The organism is Saltatorellus ferox (assembly GCA_007751475.1).
Taxonomy (GTDB): domain Bacteria; phylum Planctomycetota; class UBA1135; order UBA1135.
This window is the reverse complement of the sequence record CP036434.1, coordinates 6,836,614-6,860,330: the sequence shown is the minus strand read 5'-3', so window position 1 is coordinate 6,860,330 and position 23,717 is coordinate 6,836,614. Positions and strand designations below refer to the sequence as shown.

The 23,717-nt window shown below is 66.7% G+C and carries 19 protein-coding genes; 8 read left to right on the top strand and 11 right to left on the bottom strand.

From position 1 onward, the window contains the following. Positions 1-9 precede the first annotated feature (9 nt). A complete protein-coding gene (locus Poly30_RS24840; RefSeq protein WP_145204032.1) occupies positions 10-3,195 on the top strand; it encodes a YncE family protein in 3,186 nt (1,061 codons plus the stop codon). On the opposite strand, the gene Poly30_RS24835 is transcribed toward Poly30_RS24840, so the two are convergent. Continuing rightward, entirely contained in the window at positions 3,173-4,174 is a 1,002-nt protein-coding gene (locus Poly30_RS24835) for a metallophosphoesterase (protein WP_419191387.1), read from the bottom strand. The two genes, Poly30_RS24840 and Poly30_RS24835, sit on opposite strands and share 23 nt — an antisense overlap. A 100-nt stretch (positions 4,175-4,274) precedes the next feature. Between Poly30_RS24835 and Poly30_RS24830 the strand changes: the two genes are divergently transcribed. Then, positions 4,275-4,799 carry a zinc ribbon domain-containing protein gene (locus Poly30_RS24830; RefSeq protein ID WP_145204025.1) on the top strand — a complete coding sequence of 175 codons (525 nt, stop codon included), beginning with the start codon at positions 4,275-4,277 and terminating at the stop codon, positions 4,797-4,799. Positions 4,800-4,809: 10 nt separating this feature from the next. Here the strand turns inward: Poly30_RS24830 and Poly30_RS24825 are convergent, their stop codons facing one another. Beyond that, positions 4,810-6,288 (bottom strand): hypothetical protein, encoded by a 1,479-nt coding sequence (locus tag Poly30_RS24825; RefSeq protein WP_145204022.1) that lies wholly within the window; start codon positions 6,286-6,288, stop codon positions 4,810-4,812. Positions 6,289-6,379: 91 nt separating this feature from the next. Between Poly30_RS24825 and Poly30_RS24820 the strand changes: the two genes are divergently transcribed. Beyond that, entirely contained in the window at positions 6,380-7,015 is a 636-nt protein-coding gene (locus Poly30_RS24820) for an alpha/beta hydrolase (RefSeq protein WP_145204019.1), read from the top strand. Positions 7,016-7,055: 40 nt separating this feature from the next. Then, positions 7,056-7,475: an acyl-CoA thioesterase gene (locus tag Poly30_RS24815; protein WP_419190636.1), complete on the top strand. Its 420-nt coding sequence runs from the start codon at positions 7,056-7,058 to the stop codon at positions 7,473-7,475. A 35-nt stretch (positions 7,476-7,510) separates the two neighbouring features. Here the strand turns inward: Poly30_RS24815 and Poly30_RS24810 are convergent, their stop codons facing one another. Continuing rightward, a complete protein-coding gene (locus Poly30_RS24810) occupies positions 7,511-9,052 on the bottom strand; it encodes a DUF1565 domain-containing protein (protein WP_145204016.1) in 1,542 nt (513 codons plus the stop codon). A 968-nt stretch (positions 9,053-10,020) separates the two neighbouring features. Here Poly30_RS24810 and Poly30_RS24805 point away from each other — a divergent pair. Next, a complete protein-coding gene (locus Poly30_RS24805; protein WP_419190635.1) occupies positions 10,021-10,308 on the top strand; it encodes a hypothetical protein in 288 nt (95 codons plus the stop codon). Between the two features lie 501 nt (positions 10,309-10,809). After that, positions 10,810-12,243: a thioredoxin family protein gene (locus tag Poly30_RS24800; protein ID WP_145204010.1), complete on the top strand. Its 1,434-nt coding sequence runs from the start codon at positions 10,810-10,812 to the stop codon at positions 12,241-12,243. Here the strand turns inward: Poly30_RS24800 and Poly30_RS24795 are convergent. Beyond that, positions 12,209-12,550, bottom strand: a complete 342-nt coding sequence (locus tag Poly30_RS24795) for a DoxX family protein (protein ID WP_419190634.1) — start codon at positions 12,548-12,550, stop codon at positions 12,209-12,211. The two genes, Poly30_RS24800 and Poly30_RS24795, sit on opposite strands and share 35 nt — an antisense overlap. Before the next feature lie 96 nt (positions 12,551-12,646). Between Poly30_RS24795 and Poly30_RS24790 the strand changes: the two genes are divergently transcribed. Beyond that, positions 12,647-13,021: a DoxX family protein gene (locus Poly30_RS24790; RefSeq protein ID WP_145204004.1), complete on the top strand. Its 375-nt coding sequence runs from the start codon at positions 12,647-12,649 to the stop codon at positions 13,019-13,021. On the opposite strand, the gene Poly30_RS24785 is transcribed toward Poly30_RS24790, so the two are convergent. Together Poly30_RS24785 and Poly30_RS24780 are read right to left on the bottom strand one after the other, a co-directional pair. Next, positions 13,010-13,396, bottom strand: coding sequence for a hypothetical protein (locus Poly30_RS24785; protein ID WP_145204001.1), 387 nt, complete (start codon positions 13,394-13,396; stop codon positions 13,010-13,012). The genes Poly30_RS24790 and Poly30_RS24785 overlap by 12 nt on opposite strands. Positions 13,397-13,540: 144 nt before the next feature. Further along, positions 13,541-14,581: a hypothetical protein gene (locus tag Poly30_RS24780; RefSeq protein WP_145203999.1), complete on the bottom strand. Its 1,041-nt coding sequence runs from the start codon at positions 14,579-14,581 to the stop codon at positions 13,541-13,543. Between the two features lie 385 nt (positions 14,582-14,966). On the opposite strand from Poly30_RS24780, the gene Poly30_RS24775 reads away from it, so the two are divergent. Next, complete coding sequence (locus tag Poly30_RS24775) at positions 14,967-16,523, top strand: sialate O-acetylesterase (RefSeq protein WP_145203996.1); 1,557 nt, start codon at positions 14,967-14,969, stop codon at positions 16,521-16,523. 94 nt (positions 16,524-16,617) lie between these two features. On the opposite strand, the gene Poly30_RS24770 is transcribed toward Poly30_RS24775, so the two are convergent. The 5 genes from Poly30_RS24770 to Poly30_RS24750 form a co-directional block, all read right to left on the bottom strand. Next, complete coding sequence (locus tag Poly30_RS24770) at positions 16,618-17,700, bottom strand: efflux RND transporter periplasmic adaptor subunit (protein ID WP_145203993.1); 1,083 nt, start codon at positions 17,698-17,700, stop codon at positions 16,618-16,620. Continuing rightward, the gene (locus Poly30_RS24765; RefSeq protein WP_145203990.1) at positions 17,697-21,077 is read right to left on the bottom strand and encodes an efflux RND transporter permease subunit; all 3,381 of its coding nucleotides are present in this window, start codon (positions 21,075-21,077) and stop codon (positions 17,697-17,699) included. Before Poly30_RS24765 ends, Poly30_RS24770 begins: the two co-directional genes overlap by 4 nt. A 43-nt stretch (positions 21,078-21,120) precedes the next feature. Further along, positions 21,121-21,771 (bottom strand): c-type heme family protein, encoded by a 651-nt coding sequence (locus tag Poly30_RS24760; protein WP_419190633.1) that lies wholly within the window; start codon positions 21,769-21,771, stop codon positions 21,121-21,123. Between the two features lie 151 nt (positions 21,772-21,922). Next, the gene (locus Poly30_RS24755) at positions 21,923-22,564 is read right to left on the bottom strand and encodes a nuclear transport factor 2 family protein (protein WP_145203984.1); all 642 of its coding nucleotides are present in this window, start codon (positions 22,562-22,564) and stop codon (positions 21,923-21,925) included. 37 nt (positions 22,565-22,601) lie between these two features. Continuing rightward, positions 22,602-23,681, bottom strand: coding sequence for a hypothetical protein (locus Poly30_RS24750; RefSeq protein ID WP_145203981.1), 1,080 nt, complete (start codon positions 23,679-23,681; stop codon positions 22,602-22,604). Positions 23,682-23,717 lie beyond the last annotated feature (36 nt).

Here is a 23,717-nt window from a genome sequence, read left to right as displayed (position 1 = left end):
TTGCTTCCCATGCGACATGCTTCCGTTCTTGTCAGTCCCCGCACGCTCCTTTTCCTCGCCCTCCTGGCCGTGGCTTCCTGCTCCAGCGACGACGGCGGCAGCACAGGAGGGGGCACAGGCCCGGGGACGGGGAACCCGCCCACAGAGCTACTCCTGAACGAGGTGAGCAACGGTTTCGGTCAGCTGTTGCCGCACCGGGTGCTTCGCCCCGGCACGGCGGATGTCGTGGCCATTCGTAGCCTTGCGGACATCCGCGAGAACGTCTTCCGCGGCAACCCGATCCTGCCCACGGTCACCTTTCCGACCGCGGCGATCACACCTGACGGAACGGCGGGCAATCACTACCTGTACGCCAGCTTCTCCGAGGCGATCGATCCACTGGACGTGCTGACGGGCACGGGCAATGGGCTCGAAGGCGCCATCACGGTGACGGCCATCGATTCCGTGACCGGTGCGACTTTCGAGGTACCCGGGCGCGCGTTCGTGGGTGGCCAGACCGTGATCCTCGAAAGCGGCCAGACCACGCTGCAAACCTGGGTCACGTTCGACTCGGGCACCGGCGCGCTCGTTCCGAACCCGGCGGTCCCGGAGGCGGTGGGATTCCCGGGCGTCGGTTCATCGCTCCTCAACGGTGAGACGCTCGTGTCTTCGAGCACCGTGGTCTTCGTGGCGGACGACGACGCGGACCTGGCAACCTTCGATCCGTTCCCCGGCGGGGTCACGATTCGCTTCAGGGCGAGCACGGCGCTCGTCGCAGCCAGCGGCGTGCCCCTTCGGGAACCGCTGCTCGCCTCGGTGACAGTGGGGTCGGATCTTCAGACCCCTGAGCTCCAGTCCACACCTCCACCGGTCAACGCGCCTCTGATCACGCCGGGCAACGGGGACGTCGATGTTCCGCCCGACACACATGTTCGCATGGAGTTCACAGAATCCGTTCAGCCGTACTCGCTCGGACAGATCCAGGGCCAGGGGCTGCCGCTCCCTTCCAGCGCCGTATCGCTCACCGCCGGACCCGCGAGCGGTCCTATCACCTTTCCGTTCACCGTCCGGCCCGTCGGTCCGTTCGATCTCACGGTCTACGACCTGATTCCGAGCTTCGCGTTTCCGGGGAGAGGCGACGAACCGCTGAACTGTGGCGGTTACTCGGCCGTGTCCGTGGCCCTGGCCGCCGGTCAGGTGGAGGATCTCTCCAATCGCCCGGACCCGGCGTCTGGTGGACAATCGAGCGGGCCCAACGTCAATACCCGTAGCGTCAATACGTTCTTCGAGATCGGAGAAGGCGTGGGGATCGTCAACGCCCCCGTCGCGCCGGATTCGATCTACGTGGGGCGCAGGGGGACCATTCCGGGGCTTTCGGTCCTGGACCTCAATGGCTTCGGTCAGTCCACCGGCAACCCCGTGTCGAGCACGCCGTACCCGCTCGAGGGAGAGAGTCGTTTTCCCTACGACCCCAACTACCTGCAGAACCCGACCGTGCGCCCCCTGTTGACACCGGGTACCTGCACCATTGACGGAGGCTCCGCGGGTGTCTTCACGCTGACCTTGGACAGCAACCTGAGCAGCATCCTGGCAGGCGCGCCGACGCTGAGCGACGTGTCGGACGTGCACCTCGCTCACGCCCTGGACGCCGTGTTCCGCAACGCGCCGCCTCCCTTTGGCTGCGCATCCGGCGGCGGTAACGTCTGCCACCTGGCCGGGATCAAGATCCTCTCCATCACGACCGATCCGGCGGCGCCCAGCACGATTCAGCCCGAGGTAGGGGCGCTCGCGGGCCAGTTCAGTCCGGGCTACGAAAACTTGATCTCGTGGGCGCCCCACCCGAACCCGCCGCGCTTGACCTTTCCTCCGTTGTGCCTGGCTCCGTTCCTGGCGAGCAGTGAGCCGACCTCGGTCGACGTCCTCGCCGACGGCACGGGCAGCAACCTGCTCGTGCCAGGGAATCCCTTCCCCGATCCGGTTGCCGAGACTCCGCCCACGGGCTTGCTCACGCTGGAGCAGAACCAGTTCTTCGTGGGCCCCTCCTTCGGCCAGACCACTTCGCAGCTCTGCCGTCCCTTCCAGATCGGCCAGCAGCTGGGGCACTTCTTGTACGTCATCGACCGGCCTAGAAGCGAGGTGGTCGTGCTGAACTCGAACACTATGCACGTGATCGGTCGAATCGCCGTGATGGACCCGGTGTCCATGGCGGTGGGGCCGAATCTCGACCTGCTCGCGGTGACGGACCAGCTCGCGGACGCCGTCACGCTCATCGATATCAACCCGGCCTCGGCGCAGTTCCACGAGGTCATTCGCGAGGTCCAGGTGGGTAACTCTCCGCGCGGCCTGGCCTTCGAGCCGACCAACGAAGACCTGCTCGTCTGCAATGAGCTGGGCAACTCCCTGTCGATCATTTCGCTGGGCAACCTGGCCGTTCGCAAGACCGTGAACCTGGCCCTGGATGGACCGTTCGAGCTGGCGGTGACCCCGCGGATGACCGCCTTCTCCTTCCAGCGAGACGTGTACTTCAGCTACCTACTCGATCGAGCAGGTGCTTGCGCGGTCTTCGAGTCAGGACCTGGCGGCGTCAATGGCTGGGGATTCGACACCGTGATCGGCACTCTGCCGTTCCAGTTTCAGGCGCCCAAGGCGATTCAGATCGATCCCTTGAACCTCGACGCCTCGGTGTACATCGCGCACGAGGGGCCGATCGACCTCTCCACCGGGGCCCCCGGATCCCTGGGGGACGGAGCGCTCTCTCGCCTCCATCTGAGCAGCGCGCAGACGGGATCCGTTGTGCTCGGGCAGTCGTCGACCCCAGGCCTCAGGGACCTGGTCTTCGAGGTCGCGCAGTCCTTGGGTCAGGGAACGGGCGCGCTCTCCGGTATTCCCGTCGACCTCGCCTTCGACAACCAGCGCAACCTGGGTGGAACCCGCGGACCCAGCAGCACGTTCAGCGCTGGCGTCCCGATCCCAGGCAACCATAAGGCCACGGTTCGGGTCGAGACCCAGATCGGAAGCGTCCCGCGCAACACGAGCACACCGAGCTTTCTCTTCGTGGCGATCCCCGAATCGCTCGCGCCCGGCGGCGGGGTCATCGATGTGCTTCACCTCGACGTCCCCGGAAGCCCACTCTTCGACACGAACCCCTACGCCGACGGCGTCCAATCGATCCCGGCCCCAGGCGTGGCGGTGCTCAGCGACTACTTCCGTCAATGATCCCGGCGATACCGCCGGGTTCGGTGCCGCCGCGCAGCGTCAACTCGCGGTTCTCCTCCCGCCCGAAGCCTCGGAGGCTGAGGTGTCTGGCGTGGAACTCGAGTACGGCGTAGGAGGACTCGAAGGTGTCGACCATGGCCTTGAGCGTCAGGTAGTGCACGCCGTCTCTCCACGCGTAGTTCCCGGCGTGGTTGTGACCGTTGATGTACGCCTCGACGCACGGATAGGCGTCGATCACTTCGAGCAGCTCTTCGGCATTCCAGAGGTTGTGCACATCCTCGGGGAACACCGGGAAGTGTGAGTAGAGGATGACCCGCTCGCCGGCGCCGGTGGCGCGCTGGAGGGTGGCCTCCAGCCACTCGAGCTGGTCGGGTCCGACAGCCCCGTTCCAGAGCGCCTCGCTCGGAGCGTGGGCGGCGTGGTACCGGACGGCACCAGCGTGCTCGGGGCTGCCCTCGGGGTACGCGTGCAGGCTGATGTCGTTCCCATCCAGCACGATGAAGCGCCAGCCCTCCACGGCAAAGTCGTAGTAGCGCGCCGGCATGTCGAGCCGGCCCGGTACCTCCGCCTTTCGCTCGTCCGCGACCGAGAAGTCGTGGTTTCCCAGGACGTGATGCTTCGGACAAGTGAGTCCGGCGTAGATCGGCGCGACCACATCGAAGCTCTCGTAGTCGCGATCGATGAAGTCTCCCAGGTGAATGACGTAGGCGAGATCGAGGCGGTTCAAGTGCTCGACGCAGCGCTCGAGTTTCTCGGGCGACCGCTGGTAGAAGCGCTGACCCGCTGCTTCCGCTGCACAGTACTGGCAGTCAGCGATCAGCCCGACCTGGAAGTCAGGCCCTGGTGGGGACGCGGCCCATAACGAGGGAGCAGATTGTAACGAGGGAGCAGACTGTAGCGAGGGAACAGACTGCGGCGAGGGAGCGGCCTGCGGGGAGGGGACGCTGGAGCAAGAGGTCAAATGCAGGATGGTGCCCATGAGGAGAGGGCCTCTTACGTGGTTCCAGTTCATCACAGCATGCCACCCTATCTCGCCGACACCGGCTCGGGGAGGGCGAGGCCAGGTATGATCGGCTGTCATGCGGAAGCGGAATCGAAATCAACCCGGGCGCCGCAGTGTGTCCGAGGGCCGCCAGGGCGCGTATTACCTCGGCATGGCCATGATGGTCGTGGGTGGTCTCCTTTTCTTCTCGACCTTCATCTCGTCGGCGCTCAATTTCGGCGACTTCACGGACTTCGAGAATCGCACCCTTTCGATGGCGGTCCGGGCGATTACCGGGATGGGGCTCCTGATAATGGGAGGCTTCGTTCGAGGCATCGGGGCGAAGGGGCTCGCCGGGTCAGGTGTGATCCTGGATCCAGAACGCGCGCGCCGAGACCTCGAACCATTCAGTCGCCAGGGTGGGGGAATGCTGAAGGACGGCCTGGACGAGGCCGGGATCGATCTGGGGTCGCGCGCCACCGGTTCGCCTAAGGCCCCGACCACCGTCATGGTGCGCTGTCTCGCCTGCGATCACCTGAACGAAGAGGACTCCAGGTTCTGCCAGGACTGCGGGGCCCCGATCAGGTCCAAGCCACAGAAGCGAACCCTCGACGCAGACTGAAATCGAGCGATCACTCGCCAGCGACACCAAGGCGCCCGCGGCTCGAAGTCCGATTGCCCAGCGTCAGTTCGAAGAGGACGACTGCGCCCAGGATCGCCCAGCCCACCAGCGGTGAGGGGATCGTTCGCCACGCGGCCACGGCGATCAGCGTCATCACGACGGCCAGCGTCATGAGCGTTCCGCCCAGGCCCTCGTTCCACGTACTGAGCAGGTCATTGGCGGGCGTCGAGAGCGGACGCGCCATGCCGCGCGCCACCAGGATGCGCAGCGTGACCAGGCCGACGGCGACCGCCACCGGCCAGAGGCGAAGGCCCAGGCTGGGGCTGGCGGTCGTCATGACGAGGGCGCCGATGCCGAGGTAGAGCGGTACGAGCAGGCGCACCGCGACCGCCTTGCGCGCGCCCTGGTTCTCGGTTCGGTCATCGATGGGCGCGGTGTCCACGATCCAGCGCGCGGCCGGAGTGGCTGTCGTCGGCACGTGCATGAGCACGAACGGCAGGTAGGCGGCGGGCGCGAAGAGAAGGAGCGCGAAGAGGCCTTCGCCCTCCACCTTCGTGGGGTCGGCGCCGAGCGCCAGGAAGAGCAGCGGCGCCGCGACGAGCGGGTACGTGCGGAGGACGAACTCACGCTCGGCGGGCAGCGCGTCATACACGAAGGAGAAGGGCGCGCGCTCCTCGCTCCGGACCCAGACGAGTTCCGCGAGTCCGCGGAACGGCGTGAGCAGGATCGACAGCACCGAGTGCGTGGACTGCGCGCGCGGAGCGGGCGGGAACGGTGCTGCGAGGAAGACGACGGCCGCAAAGATAAGGACGGTGGCGGCGATGGCGCCGGGCACGCCCCAGCCCGCGGGTGCGGCGAAGCTGGCGAACCACGCGGGCGGAAACGCGAGGAGCCCTGGCTCCGCGCCGGTGAGCTGGTCCAGGATCGGCAGGCTTCGCAGGCCCACGAGCGCGCCGACGAGGACGGCGAGGAAAACGGCGGTCTGAAGCAGCACGAGGAAGCTCTCGCCGCCGCGGCCGGGGAGACGATGGAGGAGCACCTGGAGCGCGAGGAGCGCGGCCGCGAGGCACCAGGTCTGGACGAGGCCAGCGACGACCAGGAGAGCGCGGCCCGCGGCCCCGAGTTCGGCCGGCGCCAGCAGCGCGGCCGGGATCAGGGCGGCGAGGCTGAGCATGCCGACGATGATGAGCAGGGTCCCGACGCGCGCGAGGCGCAGGTCACGGGGGCTGACCGGCTGGGCGCCGACCCACTCGGCGGCGGGATCGGCGCGCAGGAGCGGCGCGAGTTCGCCGAGGAGCGGGACCGCCGTGAGGGCGAGCGGGATGCTGAGGGCGAAGACCACGTAGCCGTAGGCGCCGACCTCGCCGCGCACCAAGAGGCAGAGCAGCGTGGCGATGACCGCCTGCATGGCGAGCGCGGCCACGGGCGTGCGCTCGCCGAGGACTTCCCCGGAGAGCTGGGCGCGGATGAGGGCGATGACGCGATTCATGGTGGAGGCGGCGCAGGCTCCAGGGAGGAACTTGGACTTGGCGCCGCCTGAGGGTACTCCCCGGGTGGCCGCTGGCCCATAATCCTGGCCCATGAGTGAGAAGGTCACGATCCCGGGTCCCGTCGGAAAGCTCGAAGCCGAGCTCTGGCTGCCCGAAGGAGGCGCCGCCGCGCCCGCAGCCGCCGCCATTTGCCATCCCCATCCGCTGCACGGTGGGACGATGCGGAACAACGTCGTCCACCGGACGGCGCGCGGACTCCATGACGCTGGCCTCGCGGTCGTGCGCTTCAATTTCCGAGGCGTCGGAGGGAGCGAAGGCGTCCATGACGGCCACGGAGCGGAGGAGGAGGACCTCGCCGCCGCGCTCACCTTCCTGGGCGAAAAAGTGCCGGGTGTGCCGCTCTGGGCGGCCGGTTTCTCCTTCGGATCCCGGACGGTCGTGGGCCTCGCCCCGCGCGACCGCCGGATCGAGCGCGTCGCCCTGATCGCGCTCCCCGTGATCGCCTACGACTGCCGCATCGCCCTCCAGGTTCGCCAGCCCGGCGGCATCTTCATGGCGGGCGACGACACCTTCGGGACGATGGCGGTGATGCGCGATCAGATGCCGGAGCTGTTCGACCGGTTCCACGTCGAGGAGGTGCCCGGCGTGGACCACTTCTTCACGGGCAAGCTCGATGACCTGCGGCTGCGGGTCAAGAACTGGGCCGTCGCTTCGCTCGCGAACTGAGCTTCGCCACTCTCTTTCCGCCTCTCACCACCCGAGTCCCATGACCGCGCACGAAGAAACCTTCCCCGGACACAAGATCCCCGCGATCAAGCGAGTGATGATGCCCCGCGACACGAACGCCGTCGGGACGATCTTCGGCGGCGTGATCCTCGCCGAGATCGACCTCGCGGCCGCGACCGAGGCCCATCACCATCACACGGGCATGGTCGTGACGGTGTCGATGGACAAGATCGACTTCAAGGCGCCCGTGCGCGTCGGCGACCTTGTTTCCTTCTTCACGGAGACGATGCGCATCGGCCGCTCGTCGATCAAGGTGAAGGTCTCGGTGTGGGCCTGCCGCCGCTTCGGCGGCGGAGATCACGAGTACGTGACCGAGGCCGAAGTGACGATGGTGGCCGTCGACGAGAACTTCAAGCCGATCCCGGTGAAGGAAGACGGCGGGAGAGAGCGGCTCGGTTAGGAGGCCAGGCCAGGGGACCAGTTCAGGGGACCAGTTCAGGGGGCCTGAATCAGCGCCCGAAGTCGGTTGCTCCAGGCCATTCCCGTGGGCGATGCGGAGCTCGGAAGGGCCGCTTGCAGGAAGAGGGAGGTGCCGATGAGCGCCGGATCGCTGGAGATCGGGATCTGAAGCACGCCGGGCGCTCCGCCGGAGGGGACCGTCACGGTACCGAGCAGGCGCAGTGTGTCCGGGTCGAGTCCCTGGAGGCCGGACGGCGTGCGGAGGTAGGTTCCGATGACCGCAGGGAACGTCCGCGCGGTGAAGAGTTGCGCGGTCGTGCCGGGCTTCCCGAAGACCTGAACTTCGTAGGGCGCACCGGAGGCGGTGACGTCAGAGCCACGCAGCGTCGCGAATTCGAGCGCCCCGATATCGTCGCCCACACGGGCATCGAGGTCACCGTCGGAGGTGTCCACCTGGTTGAAGCTCGGGATCGAGAGGTAGTAGGGCTGCGATCGAATGCCGTCGATGGCCGGGCTGCCTGCGCGAAGAGCGTAGTCCTTCCCGGCGGCGTGGACGAAGCTCGGGTCGCCCTGGATGACCCCTGGGGCGCCAGCGTACTGACCGCCTTCGAGGAGTGAGTCTTCGATGTCGAGCGCCGTCGTGCCAGCATCGACATCGAGGACATTGTCGGCCAAGAGAATCCCGCGCAGCCGAAGCGTGGATGACGCGGAATAGGCTGCGGTGAGTCCGATTCGATGGGAGGCGAGGGTGAGTCGGCGAACGTAGCCACCGAACTGTCCTTGCCCGGCCGGGTCGTCGAGCACGAGTCCGATTCCACAATCGGTGAGCAAGCACGCTTCCACCGACAGGTCGAGCGGATCAGGAGCTTCGAGTTGCACGCGGACGGCGGCGTCGCCGCAGTCTTCGATGCAGACCCTGCTCATGGCGAGGCCCGCCCCGGCCGTCGTGCCGGACCAGTGCATCCGCAGGCCGTCTTCTTGGATATTCCGAATCTTGAGCAGCCCGCTGGCGAATCTCGTGCTTCCGAAGGTCTCGACGCCCACGCGGCAGTCCTCGATCAGGCTACTGCTGATGCCCAAGCTGGTCGGCCCGGAGAGCGTGGTCTGGTACGAGCCTCTCACCCCGATGTCGCAATCGTGGACGTGGAGTCCCTGGGTCAAGATAGAAGCCTTCGTCAGTTCAAGTCCCAGGCCTGCATGCCTGATCTCGAAGTCATAGAGCTTCTGTGGGGGGGAGAACCCTGATCCAGCCGCTCTCACGGCGACGCTCGCTCCTCCTCCGTCGATAATCGCGCCGTTCGAGCCGAAGACGCGTCGGTAGGTGCCGATCTCGATGGGGAACGATTCTCCGTTCGAGCCGTCGTAGATCCCGGGTCGCACGTTGACGTGGCGGTTAGGCGGCTGGTCGCTCCCCTCCATCGCTTTCGTGAGCGTCTTGAAGGCGGTGGCCAGCGTGAGGCCATCGTTGCTGTCGCTGCCGTGGACGGCGTCGACCCAGATTCTCTGGGCGAGGGCCTGGCCTGTAGCGATGGAGCCAGCGAGGAGGAGAACGGCGAGACGGAGCATCGGGATCGGCATGGCAAATGGGCGAGGGTGATGGAGCCCTTCCTTAGCCACGCCCGAGCGGAGGGTCACAGCTGGACTCGCTCGTGAGGACCTGAAAGCTCGCGATGATCGATTCGATGATCTCTATCCGGAGCGATTCCAGCAGCTTGAGCAACGTCTCGGAGCCGGAGCGTGGGCACGGCGCTGTACGCGCAACCCGCTCCAAGCTGGACCGGTCCGTTCCTCTGGAATGGACGCTCCACCGGACATCTTCAGGGGCACGGGGGGGGCCGCTCGCCGCTCTAGAATTTCGTCCTGCCTCAAGCCTGCGCTTACACCACTGACTTCCTGAGAAACAATAGAACTCTCACTGAGCAAACTTCAGGAGTGAAGACTGAGGGTTGGCGGAAGTAACTACGGCTCGGTACCGCCGCAAGGAAGCCGCTGATGGACTAAATTTAGCCCGACTCCGTCGCCCATCCCAAGAGTGGCTCCGGATAGCTGGAGCGGCTCAAGGTAGTCTTCGATCGACTCTGATGGTGGGATGAATGCGTCAGGTCCGGCAAAACGAGTACCGTCACTCGTCATGGGCTGAGCATCAGCAATGACGTTCCAGTCTGTCTCCCCAGATCCGATCCAGATCTCGTCGAACCCATGTAGCAGCGTCGCGACTAAGTCTTTGGAACGCGACGGAACGAGGATTCCTGCCCTCACCTGCAGCACGGAATCGTCGTGCTGGCGTAGATAGGACTCTACACCTACGAGTCTTCTATCACTGTCGATGCAACGAACGAGGAGCCATTGATCCTCCCGAAGACTCATTCCTCGGAGCTTTGCATCAACGGTTCCAAATTCATCAAAACTCCATGAGGGCCTAGAGTCACTCAATTGATCCCTTCGCCCGGCTCGAGGGCCCTCGGTTCGCTCCTGGTCCACTTGCCGCCCACATTCGACCAGTCATGCGCACGAGTGTAGGGGATGTTAGGGCCATTCGGGTGGGCATGATTGTCGTCTTTCTACCCGCGGATCCTCTGACGTTGGCGGAGGTCAAGCGTGTGCACGCTGACGCGATCGAGCGCATTCGTCGTGTGCTGAGGCGCCTCATCGACCCTGATCTTGAAAGGGCGTTCCAATTGTCGGGTTGGGGGAGTCAGCACGTGCCGCCTCCGCTGGTGGTGAATGCAGCTGGGTTCTCGTTGCGTGCGCTGATCCGGAACGGCCAGCGGGCGCAACTGGAGAAGCTCTGCCGCTATGTGAAGAGGCCCGCCATCAGCCTAGCAGCCTGTTGAGAAACAGCGGTTTGTGGAGTAGTGGCGTCCGATTCCGAATCAAGGCGAAGTAACTTCCTCATGGTTGGATGCCATTTGGATAGTTACTTCAACGCAGAGTCGGGATCGGACGGCGCTGCTCCGCGAATCGCTGTTTTTCAACAGGCTGCTAGAGCGCTTCGAGGTGCGTTCGGATGGCATGGTCACCTGGCTGCCTCGCAAGGCCTGGCGCAATGGGACCCGAGGGATTCGTCATGACGCCCTACCAGTTCCTCGTGCGGCTGGGGAGAATCGTGCCGCATCTGCGCGAGCATCAGCAGGCGCATCAGGGAGTGCTGGCCCCGGCCTCATCATTGCGTGATCAGGTCGTGCCGCGCGTAGTGGTTCGGAAGGAGCCGAAGGATGTCGAAGTCGCCGATGAAGACGCCGCGAAGAGTGCGGGGGAGCCGTCGAAGGACCAGAGAACCATCCGCTGGGCAGATCTTCTGAAGCGGGTGTTTCCTCACCGCGTGCCTCACCATCGTGGCATCGGCGGACGAACTTCATGTGGTCGATCTCACGCCGAGGAGCGTCGGGCAGCTGGGCTGGTCGGCCAAGGGGGTGCTCGAGCGCGTTGGGGAGGAGCTCACCGGCGTGATCGACCTCGGGCCCGATTCGAATGGTGGCCAGCGTGCGCCGGTTCAGCTGGTTCTCTTCCGCTCCGATCCTTCGGGGGCGCACGACCGGCTCCGCATCGATACGAACCGCGATGGCACCTTTCAGGCGGAGGAGACGATGGAGGCCGATGCCAAGGTTCGCAACGGCAAGGTGTGGACGTCCTTCGGAGCGATGCTCGATCTCGTCGTGTCGGTCCCCGCTCGCATTGGAGAAGAGGAGAACCTGATTCAGATCCTCCCCTATCCGATTCATCTCTGGCACGTGTTCGACCCGAGCGAGCCCGACGCGGATCCGATCCTGCGCTGGTCCGCACGCGGTTGGATGGAGGGCCAGTTCGAGTCGGCGGATGGCTCCGTCACGGTGACCCTGGCCGAGCTGGAACTCGACAGCATCTACCGGGCCGATGATCGCTGGGCTCTGGGGAGGACCGAGGAAGAGGCCCATGCTTACGCGGCGTTCCGCGCCCTCGACGACCACAACTGGTGCGGTGAGCAGGCCTGGAAGCTCGTGGACGTACACCCGAGCGGTCTTCTGGTTTCGATTCAGCGCTTCGATCCGGGCGTGAGTCGCACCGAGGAAATGGAGGCCCGCGACCGGCTTGCGGCGGACAGGCGGGCGAAGCGGGCCGATACTCCCCTGGCGTTTTCGCACGACTTTGCCGCTGCCCAGACTGCGGCCAAGCTCGCTGACCAGCGGCTCTTCCTCGACTTCGAGACGACGTGGTGCGTGCCATGCAAGCAGATGGACGCGCTCGTCTACGTGGCCCAAGATGTCGTTGACGCGGCCGGGTCGACCGTTTGCGTCAAGCTCGACGGTGACCGGGAGAAAGCGCTCGTCGAGCGCCTCCAGGTCAGCGCTTACCCAACGCTGATCCTGCTCGCGCGCGACGGAAAGGAGATCCGTCGCGCGGTCGGCTATCAGAGCGTTGCCCTGATGAAGGAGTTCTTCCGGAAGGAGTGCGAGCCTGAGCAAGAACTGCGAAGGCTCGACGCGCATCCGCGCCGGCGAATGTTACGAGCCGCTTTGAAGGTCCGCTTCGGGCTGGGACCGCAGCTTTGCCTCCCGCCCGACCGATCCTCCATCGTTGCTGTCGCTGCCGTCAACGGCGTCGACCCAGATTCGCTGGGCCAGCGCTTGGCCCGTACCGATGAAGCCAGCGAGGAGGAGAACGGCGACGCGGAGCATGGGGAGTGGCGTGACAAATGGGCGGGAGTCATGGAGCTCTCCCTCGGCTACACCTGGGCGGTGGGTCACAGCCATGACTTCAGAAGACGGCGTACCAGAACACGAAGAAGTTGAGTCCGAGGAAGGCGGCCGCTGGCAGGGTCTCGATCACGGAGTCGCGGATCCGAATCCGCGTCCAGACGCCCAGCAGCATCAGCAAGGTCAGGCCGCCCGCCGAGATCAGGAGAAGGGGGCGATAGAAGTAACCCGCCACCAGCCCGAGGCCTCCCAGCAGTTCCAGGGCGCCGACGAGCTTTCGGAATTGGCTGAGTCCGAAGCGATCGAACTCTGCGACCATATGCTGTGTCCCCAGGCATGCGACACCGTAGCCCACGAAGGCGAGGGCTGAGATCGCACGGCAGACTTCGAAAGCGATTTGCATAGTGGGGTGGCGCGCTGGAGAAGGGCATGGACCTGCGTCCAGGTGTCGAGTGAGCGCGAACATCCAAGCTCCGCATTCCGAACCAAAGTAGACCCCATGACGCATACTCTCTCCCTCATTCTCCAGGTGATCCTCAGCCTCGGCCTCCTCAACGTGTGGCTTGTCCGCGCAGGCAGCGGGACGGCCTACCGCGGCGGCTCTGCGAATTCACTGAAGGAAGAGTTCCACGCCTATGGCCTTTCGGACGGGATCTTCTATCTCGTCGGGTTCCTCAAGGTCTCGTGCGCGATCGCTCTCCTCGTAGGCATCTGGGTACCGAGCCTCGTTCTCCCCGCCGCTGCTGTCCTCGTCCTTTTGATGCTCGGGGCGCTCGCGATGCACGTCAAGGTCGGCGACCCGCCCAAGAAATCCGTGCCCGCGTTCCTCATGCTCGCCATGAGTTCGGCCGTCGTGGCGATCTCACTCTCCTGAGGGCAGGGGCGCGAGCAGGCGACCGATCGCCTGGCGATTCGCCACGACCCCGAGGTTCAGAACGAGCATCGCCAGCGCGAGCGGAACGCCCTTCGGGAACATGGTCACGTTGAAGGCCACGATGCCGAGGGTGATGGGGAGCTGGAGCAGGCCCGCCGCGAATCGAGTGCGCGGAACGAGGAGCAGGAGCCCGAGCACGAGATGCCCGGCCGCCAGCCAGTCCATGAGCCCATCATCGCGAATGATCGCCCACATCGCCGCACCGCTGGAACCATCGTCGAGCGGCGGCTCGGTGAAGTGGAAGAGGTGATTCAGCGTCGATCCAATGAGCGGGATCGACAGCAGAACGGCGGCGATGACGCGGAGCTTTTTCACGGTGCCCTGTGTACGCGCCGCAAGCCGCAGCGGTTGCGGCGTACGCCCGTCTTTCGCGCGGTGGTCTCCGCGCTGCCTCAGGCCCACGCAGAAGTCACGTGAATGCACGGAGGCGGGCCGTCCATCGCGGGCGACCGCGCGCGGCTATTTCGGTGGCACGGCCGCTTCATCGAGGTCGAGGCGCAACAGGCTCTCGTACTGCGCTTGAACCTCCGCCATGGGGATCCAGCTCGGCGCGGTCGGGGCCATCGTGAGTTTCAAGGGCTCCTGGCCCGGCCGCGGCAGCTGCCGTGCCGCCGTCATGGCGTGGTAGAGCTTGCCGTCTGCGATTCCCATCGCATGGATCTGGCGGTTCGGGAACGCCTGGGCCGCGTTCGCCTGGAGCCATGGGGCGACGCCGGGTTCAGCCGCGATCGAGTGCGGTCCGGGGTCGACCTGCAGAACGTGGGTGGCCTGGCTGAGCACGCTCGCCAGCGGCTCTGGAACTCGCTCGACGGAGCCGAAGATGGTCTTGGTCCCAGACTGGCTCGTCGGGTCGTAGACGAAGAACGACAGATGCTGAATCCCTTCGGCTATCGAACGCAGGGCGACGGGCACGAGCCGCTGTCCGAAGAGACCTTTGGGACTCGCGTCCGTCAGCGTCTTGCTCGCCACGAGATAGCGCGTCGTCACCTCGTAGACCGAGCCGATCACCGCAGAGTCGTCATCTTGCGCGCCGAGCACCACGCCATAGCTCCGCATGGCCAGACCCTTCGAGGGCGGCGGCTCTGGAGCGCGGACCCGGCCCTCGGCATCGGTGAAGGCGCGGGACCAGGTCAGATCGGGCTGGCGAAAGCCGACGAGCGTGAAAGACAGGGGCTCCCTGCTTCCGCCGTCGATGAGGTGCAGCGTGAACTCGGCAGCATGGTGATCGTCATCGGTCAGTCTCTCCGGCTGCGCGTGGGCCCGGGTGGCCGAGTCGAACGTTCCTGCGCCGGGGCCGATGGTTTCCTCGCGGGGTGGAGCGAGCGATGCGAGCGGCCCGCCCGCGCGCGCTCCATCGGGCGCAGCGCTGGCGCGGGAGACGATCGCCAGGGGCGCCGTGTTCGCGGCTGGTTCGTGCATCACGAGAGCCAGCGCGACCGCAACACCAAGGGCAGCGATACCCGCCAGGAGCGCGCGCCTCTTTCGGGAGTCGGGCCACATGCGTTCATCTAAAGGCGCGCACTGGCTTTCGTCTACCCGAAGCGCTGGAAACGGGCGAGCCGCCCTCAGGGGCCGCGCTTGGACTGCCGGGGCGCGACGATCGAACGCCCCTGACAGTGAAATCAGCGCGTGATGTCATGACAGCCCCATGACCGAGCCGCTCGCCGTCAAGGTGCTCGTCCTCGACGAGACCTTCGACATGACGCCCGGAACGACCATCGAGCTGGACGTTCCGCTCGTTGCCGCAGATCGATAGCGCGGAACCGTCGCAGTCTCCTCTTCGTGGCCCTGCGAACCGAGCTCGACGGACGCGCGGCCGTCCAAGGTCCGCTCCTCCGGCGCTGTGCCGCCCTCCTATGGCGTCGAGACGCTATCGTGGCTCACGATGTTGCTCGCCCTCGTTACAGCCGTCACCCTCCAGGCCGTTTCCACCCCCGTGCTCGGGAGCCTTCATGATGCCGTGCCAGGGATCCGGCCGGACGTGGAGGTCTACCTCCTCACCGGCCAGAGCAACGCCCTGGGCACCACGAACAACGAAGGAGGGTCGCCTGCGGAATACGGACCGGGCAGTCATCCAGCGGATTTACTGACCGGCCTTTTCTGGTCCAACGTGAGGACGACCAACACGAGCTACCCGCCGCAGCTCTACGGGGATTCGGGGTCGGTGGCCCTGTCCCTCCGGATGCAGCAGGGGGATGGGGGAGCCAACCGATTCTTCTGGGGACTCGAGCACGGATTGGCCCGCGGACTGTGGGAGGGTGCCCCTGGTCGTGGTCGGGTGCTGATCATCAAGTGCTGTCGAGGTGGCGGTGGCAATACGTTCTGGGACAAGACGGCCTTCGACCTGGCTCCCGACTCGGGCCATATGTGGGGCCACTTGCGCGATACGGTCGACGAGGCGCTCCTGGGGCTCAGCAGCGGCGGGCTCACCTTCCGCGTGCGAGGCCTCGCCTATCTTCAGGGCGAGAGCAATGGTCCAGCGGAAGCCGCGATCGCCGGCGACCGCCTCGGGCGGCTAGCCTTCGAACTCGAGAATCACATCGAGGCTCAGTACCCCGGTACGGCGCACCCGATGCGCCTGGTCGTCGGTGAGATCGCCGGCAGCACCGCGAACGCCACGCGGGAGCGCACGACGCTGGGGCAGATGGCGGTGGCGGCAGGGATGCCTTCGGCGACGTTCGTCCGCACCGCCGACCTGCCTCTGAAGATCGACAACCTCCACTTTGGCCGAGAGGCCAAGCTGACCATCGGCCGCCGCTTCGCCGACGCGTTCCTCGGAGCACCCGCTCCTTTTCCCGTGGCTCGCTATCGCGCCGATCTCTTCCGTCCCGTCGCAGCGATGGACGTCGAGAGTCCCGAGGCCTCGGGCTTCTCCGAGAGCGACGCACTCCCAGGAGTCCTGCTCGCGGGCACCATCGAGGGCGGCGTACCCGCCTGGCGAATTCTGGATGACTCCCAGGTCGCGGATCCCGGCTACCAGCGCCCGTTGACATCGGTCGACCTGCGCGGGATGTTCGACAATGGCTGGTCCTTTCGAGCCACGGCCAAGGTGGCCACCGGAGGTGGCATGGCCCTCTGGTCGGTCGCCGCTCCCGTGGACCCTGGCTGGGGGGTACCGAGCGGCCCGGGGAGCATGAACGGGTTCGTGGTCGATCGCGTGGGCGCGGACGCACTGCGCATCGCGCTATGGGGCGACCCTGTGGCCCCGGTGGTCCTGGGTCCCGGGTCCGCGGACGCATTCCATAGCCTCGGGCTCGTGGGCGCCCAGGGCTCGCCGCTGTGCGACCTCTTCATCGACGGCATCCGGGTCGCGAGCGACATCGACCTGACGTCCAACGCCGGCTCACCCGAGCTCGGGAATCGCGTCTTCTTCGGGAGCGGTGCCTTGGCGGGCGTGGGGCGCGACGTGCTCTGGGCGGACGTTGCGCTCGCGTCCCGGTGAGGGCACGGGAGCCGGCCAGCTGTGGGGTCTCTGGAGCGGCGCGCTGCGGCCCCCACTCACCGCCTGAGCCCCTGAGCAAGAATGGCTCGGGTTCTCAGGGAGCGGGCGCGACGATCGATTCGCCTGCGGTCAGGCCGCTGCGGATCTCCACCGTGCCATCGGCCTCTTCGCCGATCGTCACCATCCGCCGGCCGCCGTCCGTCAGCGTGACGTAGCGAAGCTGGCCCAGCGTCTCGACCGCGCCTGCGGGGATGCGGATCGACTGGCGCTCGCCCGACGGGAGCAGCAGTCGTCCGAAGATGCCCGGATACAGTCGGTCGTTGCTGGAGAGGCCGACCTTCACGAGAAGGGAGCGTGAGCCCGGCTCCGCCAGCGGCACGATCTCCTCCACGAGGCCGACGACCGTTCGGTTCAGGGAGGAGAGCTCGACGCGCACCTCGCTCCCCGGCTCCAGCGTGACGGCGAGGGACTCACGCACGAAGGTCTCGAGCCGCATCTGCCGCGGATCGTAGAGGCGCACGATCGGCATGCCGACCGTCGCCGTGTCGCCGGTCTCCAGGAATTTGTCCGCGACGATGCCGTCGAACGGAGCTTCGAGGAGCGCGAAGCCGAGCGCGACCTTCGCGCCTTCGACCCGGCTACGGGCGCCTTCCACCTCGGCGGTGGTCGTCTTGACGCGGGCTTCCGCGACCTCCAGTTCCCTCTCCGAGATCGCTCCGGTCCTGGACTCGCCGATCGTCTTTAGCCTGCGGAGCGCGGTCTCCGCGTCCCGGGCGCTGGCCTCGGCCGCGGCGAGCGCGTCCTGGGCCTCTGAATCCTGGAGAGCGAGGTCACGCGCATCGAGCCGGACGAGGACATCGCCCGCCTGGACGCTGTCGCCCGGGCGGCACTCGATCGCCAGCACCTGGGCCGTGATGCGCGGCGAGACGATGGCGTCACGCGTCGCCTGGACCGTGCCCGGGAAGCGCTCGACGATGGGGTCCGTGCTCCAGGCGGTCAGGAGCGCGGCCTGGTTCGGACCGATCTCGAAGGGCGCACGCGCGGCGGTTTCCGCGGGCTCCACCTTGTCCGTGAAGGTGCCCGCCAGCACCAGCAGGATGGCGACGAGCGCTCCCATCGCCAGGACGGCCACGACGGCCTTGGGGAGCCACGCGGGCAAGCGTCGTTTCTTGGTCATGCGGTCACCTTGTCGTCCTTGGCGATGAGGTTGTAGATCAGCGGAACCACGAGCAGGCTGAAGAGCGTCGACGCGGCGATTCCAAAGATGATGGCCCAGGCGAGGCCGGAGAAGACGGGGTCGAGGGTGATCACGATGTTCCCGAGGAAGGTCGTCCCTGCCGTCAAGAGAATCGGTCGAACGCGGATCGCGCCGGACTGAACGAGCGCTTCTTCCAGGGGAAGCCCTTCGCCGCGCGCCTGTTCGACGAACTGAACGAGCACGAGGGAGTTCCGGACCACGATGCCCGACAGCGCGATCATCCCGATCATCGCCGTCGCCGTGAAGTAGGTCGGGTTCGGGTAGCCGCCGACGGACTCGGAGAAGAGACCGAGGAGCCAGAAGCCGGGCATGATGCCGATCATCGTGAGCGGGATCGCGGCCATCAGCACCAGGGTGACGAGGATCGAGCCGGTCTGGAGAAGGAGCACCAGGAAGATCGCGAGGTTCGCCGCGCCGAAGGCGATGCCGAGGTCGCGGAAGATGTCGAGCGTGATCTTCCATTCGCCCTCGCCGGACCAGCCCGCGGAGGTGCCTGCGGGCAGCTCCCACAGGTCGTTGCCGCCAGGGGAGAGGAACGTGCGGCTTTCGACAGGGATCATGCCGCCGCCGATGCCCGTGGCATCGCTCGGCGCGCGCTGATCCGCGCCGACATCGAGGACGATGTCCGCCGGCGGCCTTCCGGCGATCTCGGCCGTGACGTAGACGATCCGCTCCAGGTTCTTGTGGTGAATCGTCGAGACGCGATCGCTCTCTTCGACGGTGACGAGCTCGCCCAGCGCGACCAGCGGCTGCGGCGCGTCGCGCAGGAGCCCGCCGTCGCGCTCCTTCACGATGCCGGCCCGGCCAGCGACCTGCAGCGTCCCGAGCGTGGCCGGATCGCCGCGCAGCTCGCGGGGCAAAGTCACCCTCACGGGTGGCGGGTTCGTGTCGTCGTGGTCCTCCAGGCTCGCCGCGTGCACGCCCTGGACCGCGAGCGCGATCGTCCGGGCCACGTCGACCGTGGAGATGCCCGAGAGCGCGGCCTTTTCGCTGTCGACGCGGTGGATCTGACGCCGCTGCGGCGCACCCACGGTCGTATCCACGTCGACGACGCCGGGCTCGCGGCGCAGGCGCTCGGCCAGCGCGAGGCCAGCCGCCTCCATGTCCGAGTAGGGCACCGTCGGCTCCCCGCGAATCTCGGCGGTGATGGTGGAGAGCACCGGCGGACCGGGCGGGATCTCGACGATCTTCAGCGTGGCGCCCAGGCCCTCCGCCAGCGCCGTCAGCTCGTCGCGGAGCCGGAGCGTGATTTCGTGGGACTGCTGCTCGCGCTCGGTCTTGTGCATGAGCTGGACGCGCAGGTCGCCGAGGTGCGGCGCGAGGCGCAGGTAGTCATGGCGCACGAGGCCGTTGAAGTCCATGGGGGACGGAACGCCCGCGAAGGACGCCACGCTCACGACCTCGGGGACGCGCAGCAGATGCGCGGCGAGTTCGCGCACGACGCCGTCGGTGCGCTCCAGGGTCGAGCCCTCGGGCAGATCGACGACCAGCTGGAACTCTCCCTTGTTGTCGTAGGGCAGCATCTTCAGCGGCACCACGCGCAGCATCGGGAGGATCAGCGAGCCCACGAACAGCAGCCCGACGAAGCCGAGGAACGCCCAGGTCAGCGCCCGGCTGCGCAGCATCGGGCGCAGGAGGCCGTTGTAGACCCGATAGCGGATCGTCTTCTCGACGCCGGCGGCCTCGTCCTCTTCGGTCGCGTCGGCGCCGGTCAACGAAGCCTTCTCGTGGATGCCCCGCAGGAACTTGAGCGCGAGGAACGGCGTGACGCAGAAGGCGATCACCGTGCTGATCGTGACCGTGAGCGGCACGTTCAGCGCCATGGGCGCCATGTACGGGCCCATCATCCCCGTGATGAACACGAGCGGGATGAAGCTCAGGATGATGGTGACGGTCGACGTGATGAGAGCCGGCCGAACCTCGGCCACCGCCTTCAGCACCGAGCGGCGCGCGGTGTCCTTGCCCTTGCGGAAGTAGCGCTCGATGTTCTCGACGTCGGTGATCGGATCGTCGATCAAAAGGCCGAGCGCCAGGATCAGCGCGAACAGCGTCACGCGGTTGATCGTGTAGCCGGCGAGCATGTTGATGAGCAGCGTCGCGCCGTAGCAGACCGGGATCGCGAGCGCGATGACGAAGGCCGCGCGCCAGCCGAGGATGACGCCGAGCATCAGCACGACCGTCAGCATCGCGACGCCGAGGGCCTCCACGAGTTCGTCGACCTTCTCCTTCGCGGTGTGTCCCTGGTCGCGGATCACCTCGATGTGGACCTCGCCGGGGAGCACGTCGCGCTCCAGCTCGCTCAGAATCCCGCGCGCGCGCGCCGCGACCGCCACTGCGTTCGTGCCCGCCTTCTTGGCGATCGTGAGGTGGACCGCCGGATACAGCACACCCGTCGTGGCGTCCTCTGGCTTCGATGCCTCGCTGAATCCTATCCAGGTCAGGTCGGTCGCTTCCTCGGGCCCGTCGATGACCTCGGCCACGTCGCCGAGATTCACGGGGATCCCGTCCACCACGTTGATCACGAGGGAGCGCACTTCGTCGGCGTTCCGCAGGAAGCCGCCGGCCTCGACGATCACGACGTCGTCCGCGGCTTCGATCGATCCCGCGTCCACGCGATAGCTCGCGGCCTGGAGAGCGTTCACCACGTCCAGGGGAGACGTCCGGCGAGCCGCCAGGACCTCGGGATCGAGCTCGACCCGCACCTCGCGCGGCCAGCCGCCGACCACGCTGACCTGATTCGATCCCTCGACCGCCTGGAGGCGATACTCGAACTCCTCGGCGATCCGGCGCAGCTCGCCGTGGCCGTAAAGCTCGGGCGAGTCGCTCCACAGCGACGCGATCACGATCGGGACGTCATCGATCTCGATCGGCTTGACGATCCACGACGCGATCTCCGGGGTGATGAGGTCGATGTTGGACTCGACCTGGTCGTAGAGCTTGACGAGGCTGTCCTCGCGGTCCTCGCCGACGAAGAAGCGTGCGGTCACGGTCGCGCCGCCGGCCCAGGACTGTGAGTACACGTACTCGACGCCGTCGATCTGGCTGAGCACCTTCTCCAGGCGCGCCGCGACCTGTCGCTCGACCTGCGCTGCGGACAGGCCCGGTGCGGACACGTGAACGTCCGCAAGGGGCACGACGATCTGCGGCTCCTCTTCCCTGGGCGTCATCGACAGGGCGATGAAGCCCGCGATGAGCGCGCCCACCATGATGAGCGCCGGAAGTGGCCCCGAAAGGAAGACAGCGACCAGCTTGGTGGACCAGCCGCCGGGTAAGGGCTCTTCGTCGGACTCGGGCATCGTGATGGGGGAACCGGAGGGGTTGTACGCGAGCGGTAAGCGGTCAGTTCGCGTCGTTCTCGACCCAGAACCAGCCCCGGAGGTCACCGGCGGAGAATCCGGTGGCCTGGTCCGCCGAGTACCGTATCGACAGGGCTTCGGCGACCCCTTCGCCCAGATCGTCTTCCTTGCCGTGACACGCGAGGCACGCGGGCGCGATCAGGATCGGGAACAGGGCGCGGAGTTCGCCGTCGCCCCGGGCGAAGAGGTACTCGTCGGGCTCGGAGGCGAGGCGGTCGGCGGCCCACGTGGGAGCCGCGTTGCTCGGGTTGCGGAGCCGCGCCGCAGTCCGTCCGATCCGCAGGTCGTTCTTGGTGCTGACGGCCTTGGCGATGGCGGGCGCGCGCTCCTGGCAGACAGAAATCGCCTCGGCGTGGCCGCTCGCCTGGATGGCGCCAGTGAGCTCCGAGAAGAGGGACGAAGCGAGTTCGTTGCGTGCGGCTTCGAAGCGCCCGAGGAGCGCCGTCTGGGGCTGGCTCAGCTTGCCGCGCTCGATCGAGTGCCACTCGGTCGTGCTTGCGGGAGCGGAGCCGTCACCGCCACAAGCCGTCAGCGCGAGGCTCACGGTGATGGCGAGGTTCAGCGTGATCGTGAGGTTCTGCGCGAAGGCGAACGAAGGGAGCGCGGAGGCGCGGGAGCTTTGGGGTGCTGGCATGGAATGCGTCGGGGTCGTGGACCGCTCGGGCCTGGTAGCGTAGCACTGCCGTCCCATCGCCCGCGAGATGATCGGAGGTCAGGGCGGCGGGTGACCTTCGCCCAAAGACGCATAAGGCTACGCCAAAGTGCGTACGCCGAGGGGCAAGCGCCTACCTCGGAGCGACACGGTTGAGCCTCGCGCGACCCGCCGGGTCCGGCCACCGAGAGGGCGAGTGCCGTGGGGGGGGCGGAAGTTTCGTTCGTGGCAGGAACCGGCGCGGGATCGGGAACGAGTCGGATTCGTACTGCGTCGTGAAGGAGACCAGCTTCCATTCGCCGCCGTCCAGGACGAACTGAAGGCTGTCGACGCCGCGCCGATCCGGGTCCTCGCCGGGCACGAACGCTTCGAAGGTGACCCAGGCATGGGCGATGGAACCGTACAGGTCCACCGACTCCGAGATCACCCGCTCGTGGTAGCCCGTGGCGGCCAGCGGAGATCCGTCGATGAACGCCTGGAAGTCGGCGAGAAACGCATCCGCGCCGACGCCCTTCGGACTCTCCCCGCTGGACGGCGGCGAGACGAACGTGGCGCCGTCGGCGAACACACTTCGCAGAAACGCCTCGTCGGGGCCGCCTTCTGCGTCGAAGCTGAACGCGACGTACAGATCATCGATGAGCTTGCCGAGCCTCTGCTGCGGATCCGCGCCGCCCTCCACGGCTTCCCTTCCCGGCGCGGCGGCGGAATGGCACGCTGCGATCAGAACGCAGGCAGCGATCCCGAGAAGGCGACGGACGGAGTCGGCGACTTTCATGTGGGAAACGGTAACAGAGCAGCCGTTCGGCCCCTAGCTACCGTTCGAGGTCCGCCTTCACGTCGGCCAGGACGCCGCGTACTTCGTCGCACTCTGCCTCCGCGTGCTGGATTTCCATGACGACGGAAGCCGCACCTGAATCACTTCGCAGGAACTTCTGGCGGAGACTCGCATTGGCGCGCTCGCCGTGGCCACGAGAGATGGCGGAGGCCGCCTCGATCTCCTCGATCGCCCGCCGGACCGTGGCCGTCACGGAGACGAGTTCGGAGGAGCCGCCTCCTCGGTCCAGGTTGCCTGGATCGAGATCTTCGGCGATGGCGAGGCCGCGAGCGATCATGACCACATACAGACCGTCCGTGAGGGGCGGGAAGGCGTCGATCTGGCGTATGGCCTCGTCGATGCCCGCGATCCAAACGCCCTTTCCTTCCTCGCCGAGATCGACGCGGGTGGCAGGCCCATCGGCAAGACCATGAAGGGCATGGCGCACGACGTTGAGCCCCGCTGAACGGTCGGAGGTGTGGGGGATGCGCGCGCGGTCGAGGCCGAGCTGTCCCGCGTCCAGAATCCAGCGCGCTGCCGCCACCGGGTCGCCGTTGGCAGCGGCGATCCGTGCCTCACCATGCGCCACCATCATGAGCGCGAACTCTCCACCGAAGCCACGGCGGTCACCGATGAGCCCTCGCCAATCGATGTCCGGCCGTGCGTCGCGACAATGCGCACCCCTGCGAAGTGCAGCGAGGCTTGCCTGGGTCCGTGGATCCGCCATGAACTCAGCCATGGCGGGAGTGACCCCTGTGACGGCGGCCAGGTCGAACATGGCAATGATCTCGCCGCTCCGGCGCTTACGCTCCGCCGCTTCAGTACCCAGCAGAAGCGCCAGAGCTTCCTCGTACGCTTCGAAAGCAGATCCTTCTTCGAGTTTCCCCCAGAGCGCAGGGCGTTCATAGCTCTGGACCTCGAGCCGAGCGATGGCCTCGTCGGCGCGAGCAAGGCTCAGCGCCCAGCTCAGCCGCTGTGTCCGGCGCTCCACGAGGGGGAAGAGCGCCAGGAACGCCGCCGAGGCCACGACCAGAAGTACCCAGCGGGCGGGACCGGAGGAGAGAGACGTTCGGCTCACGATTCCCAGACTATCACAAGCAGGGCCCTCGTCCGG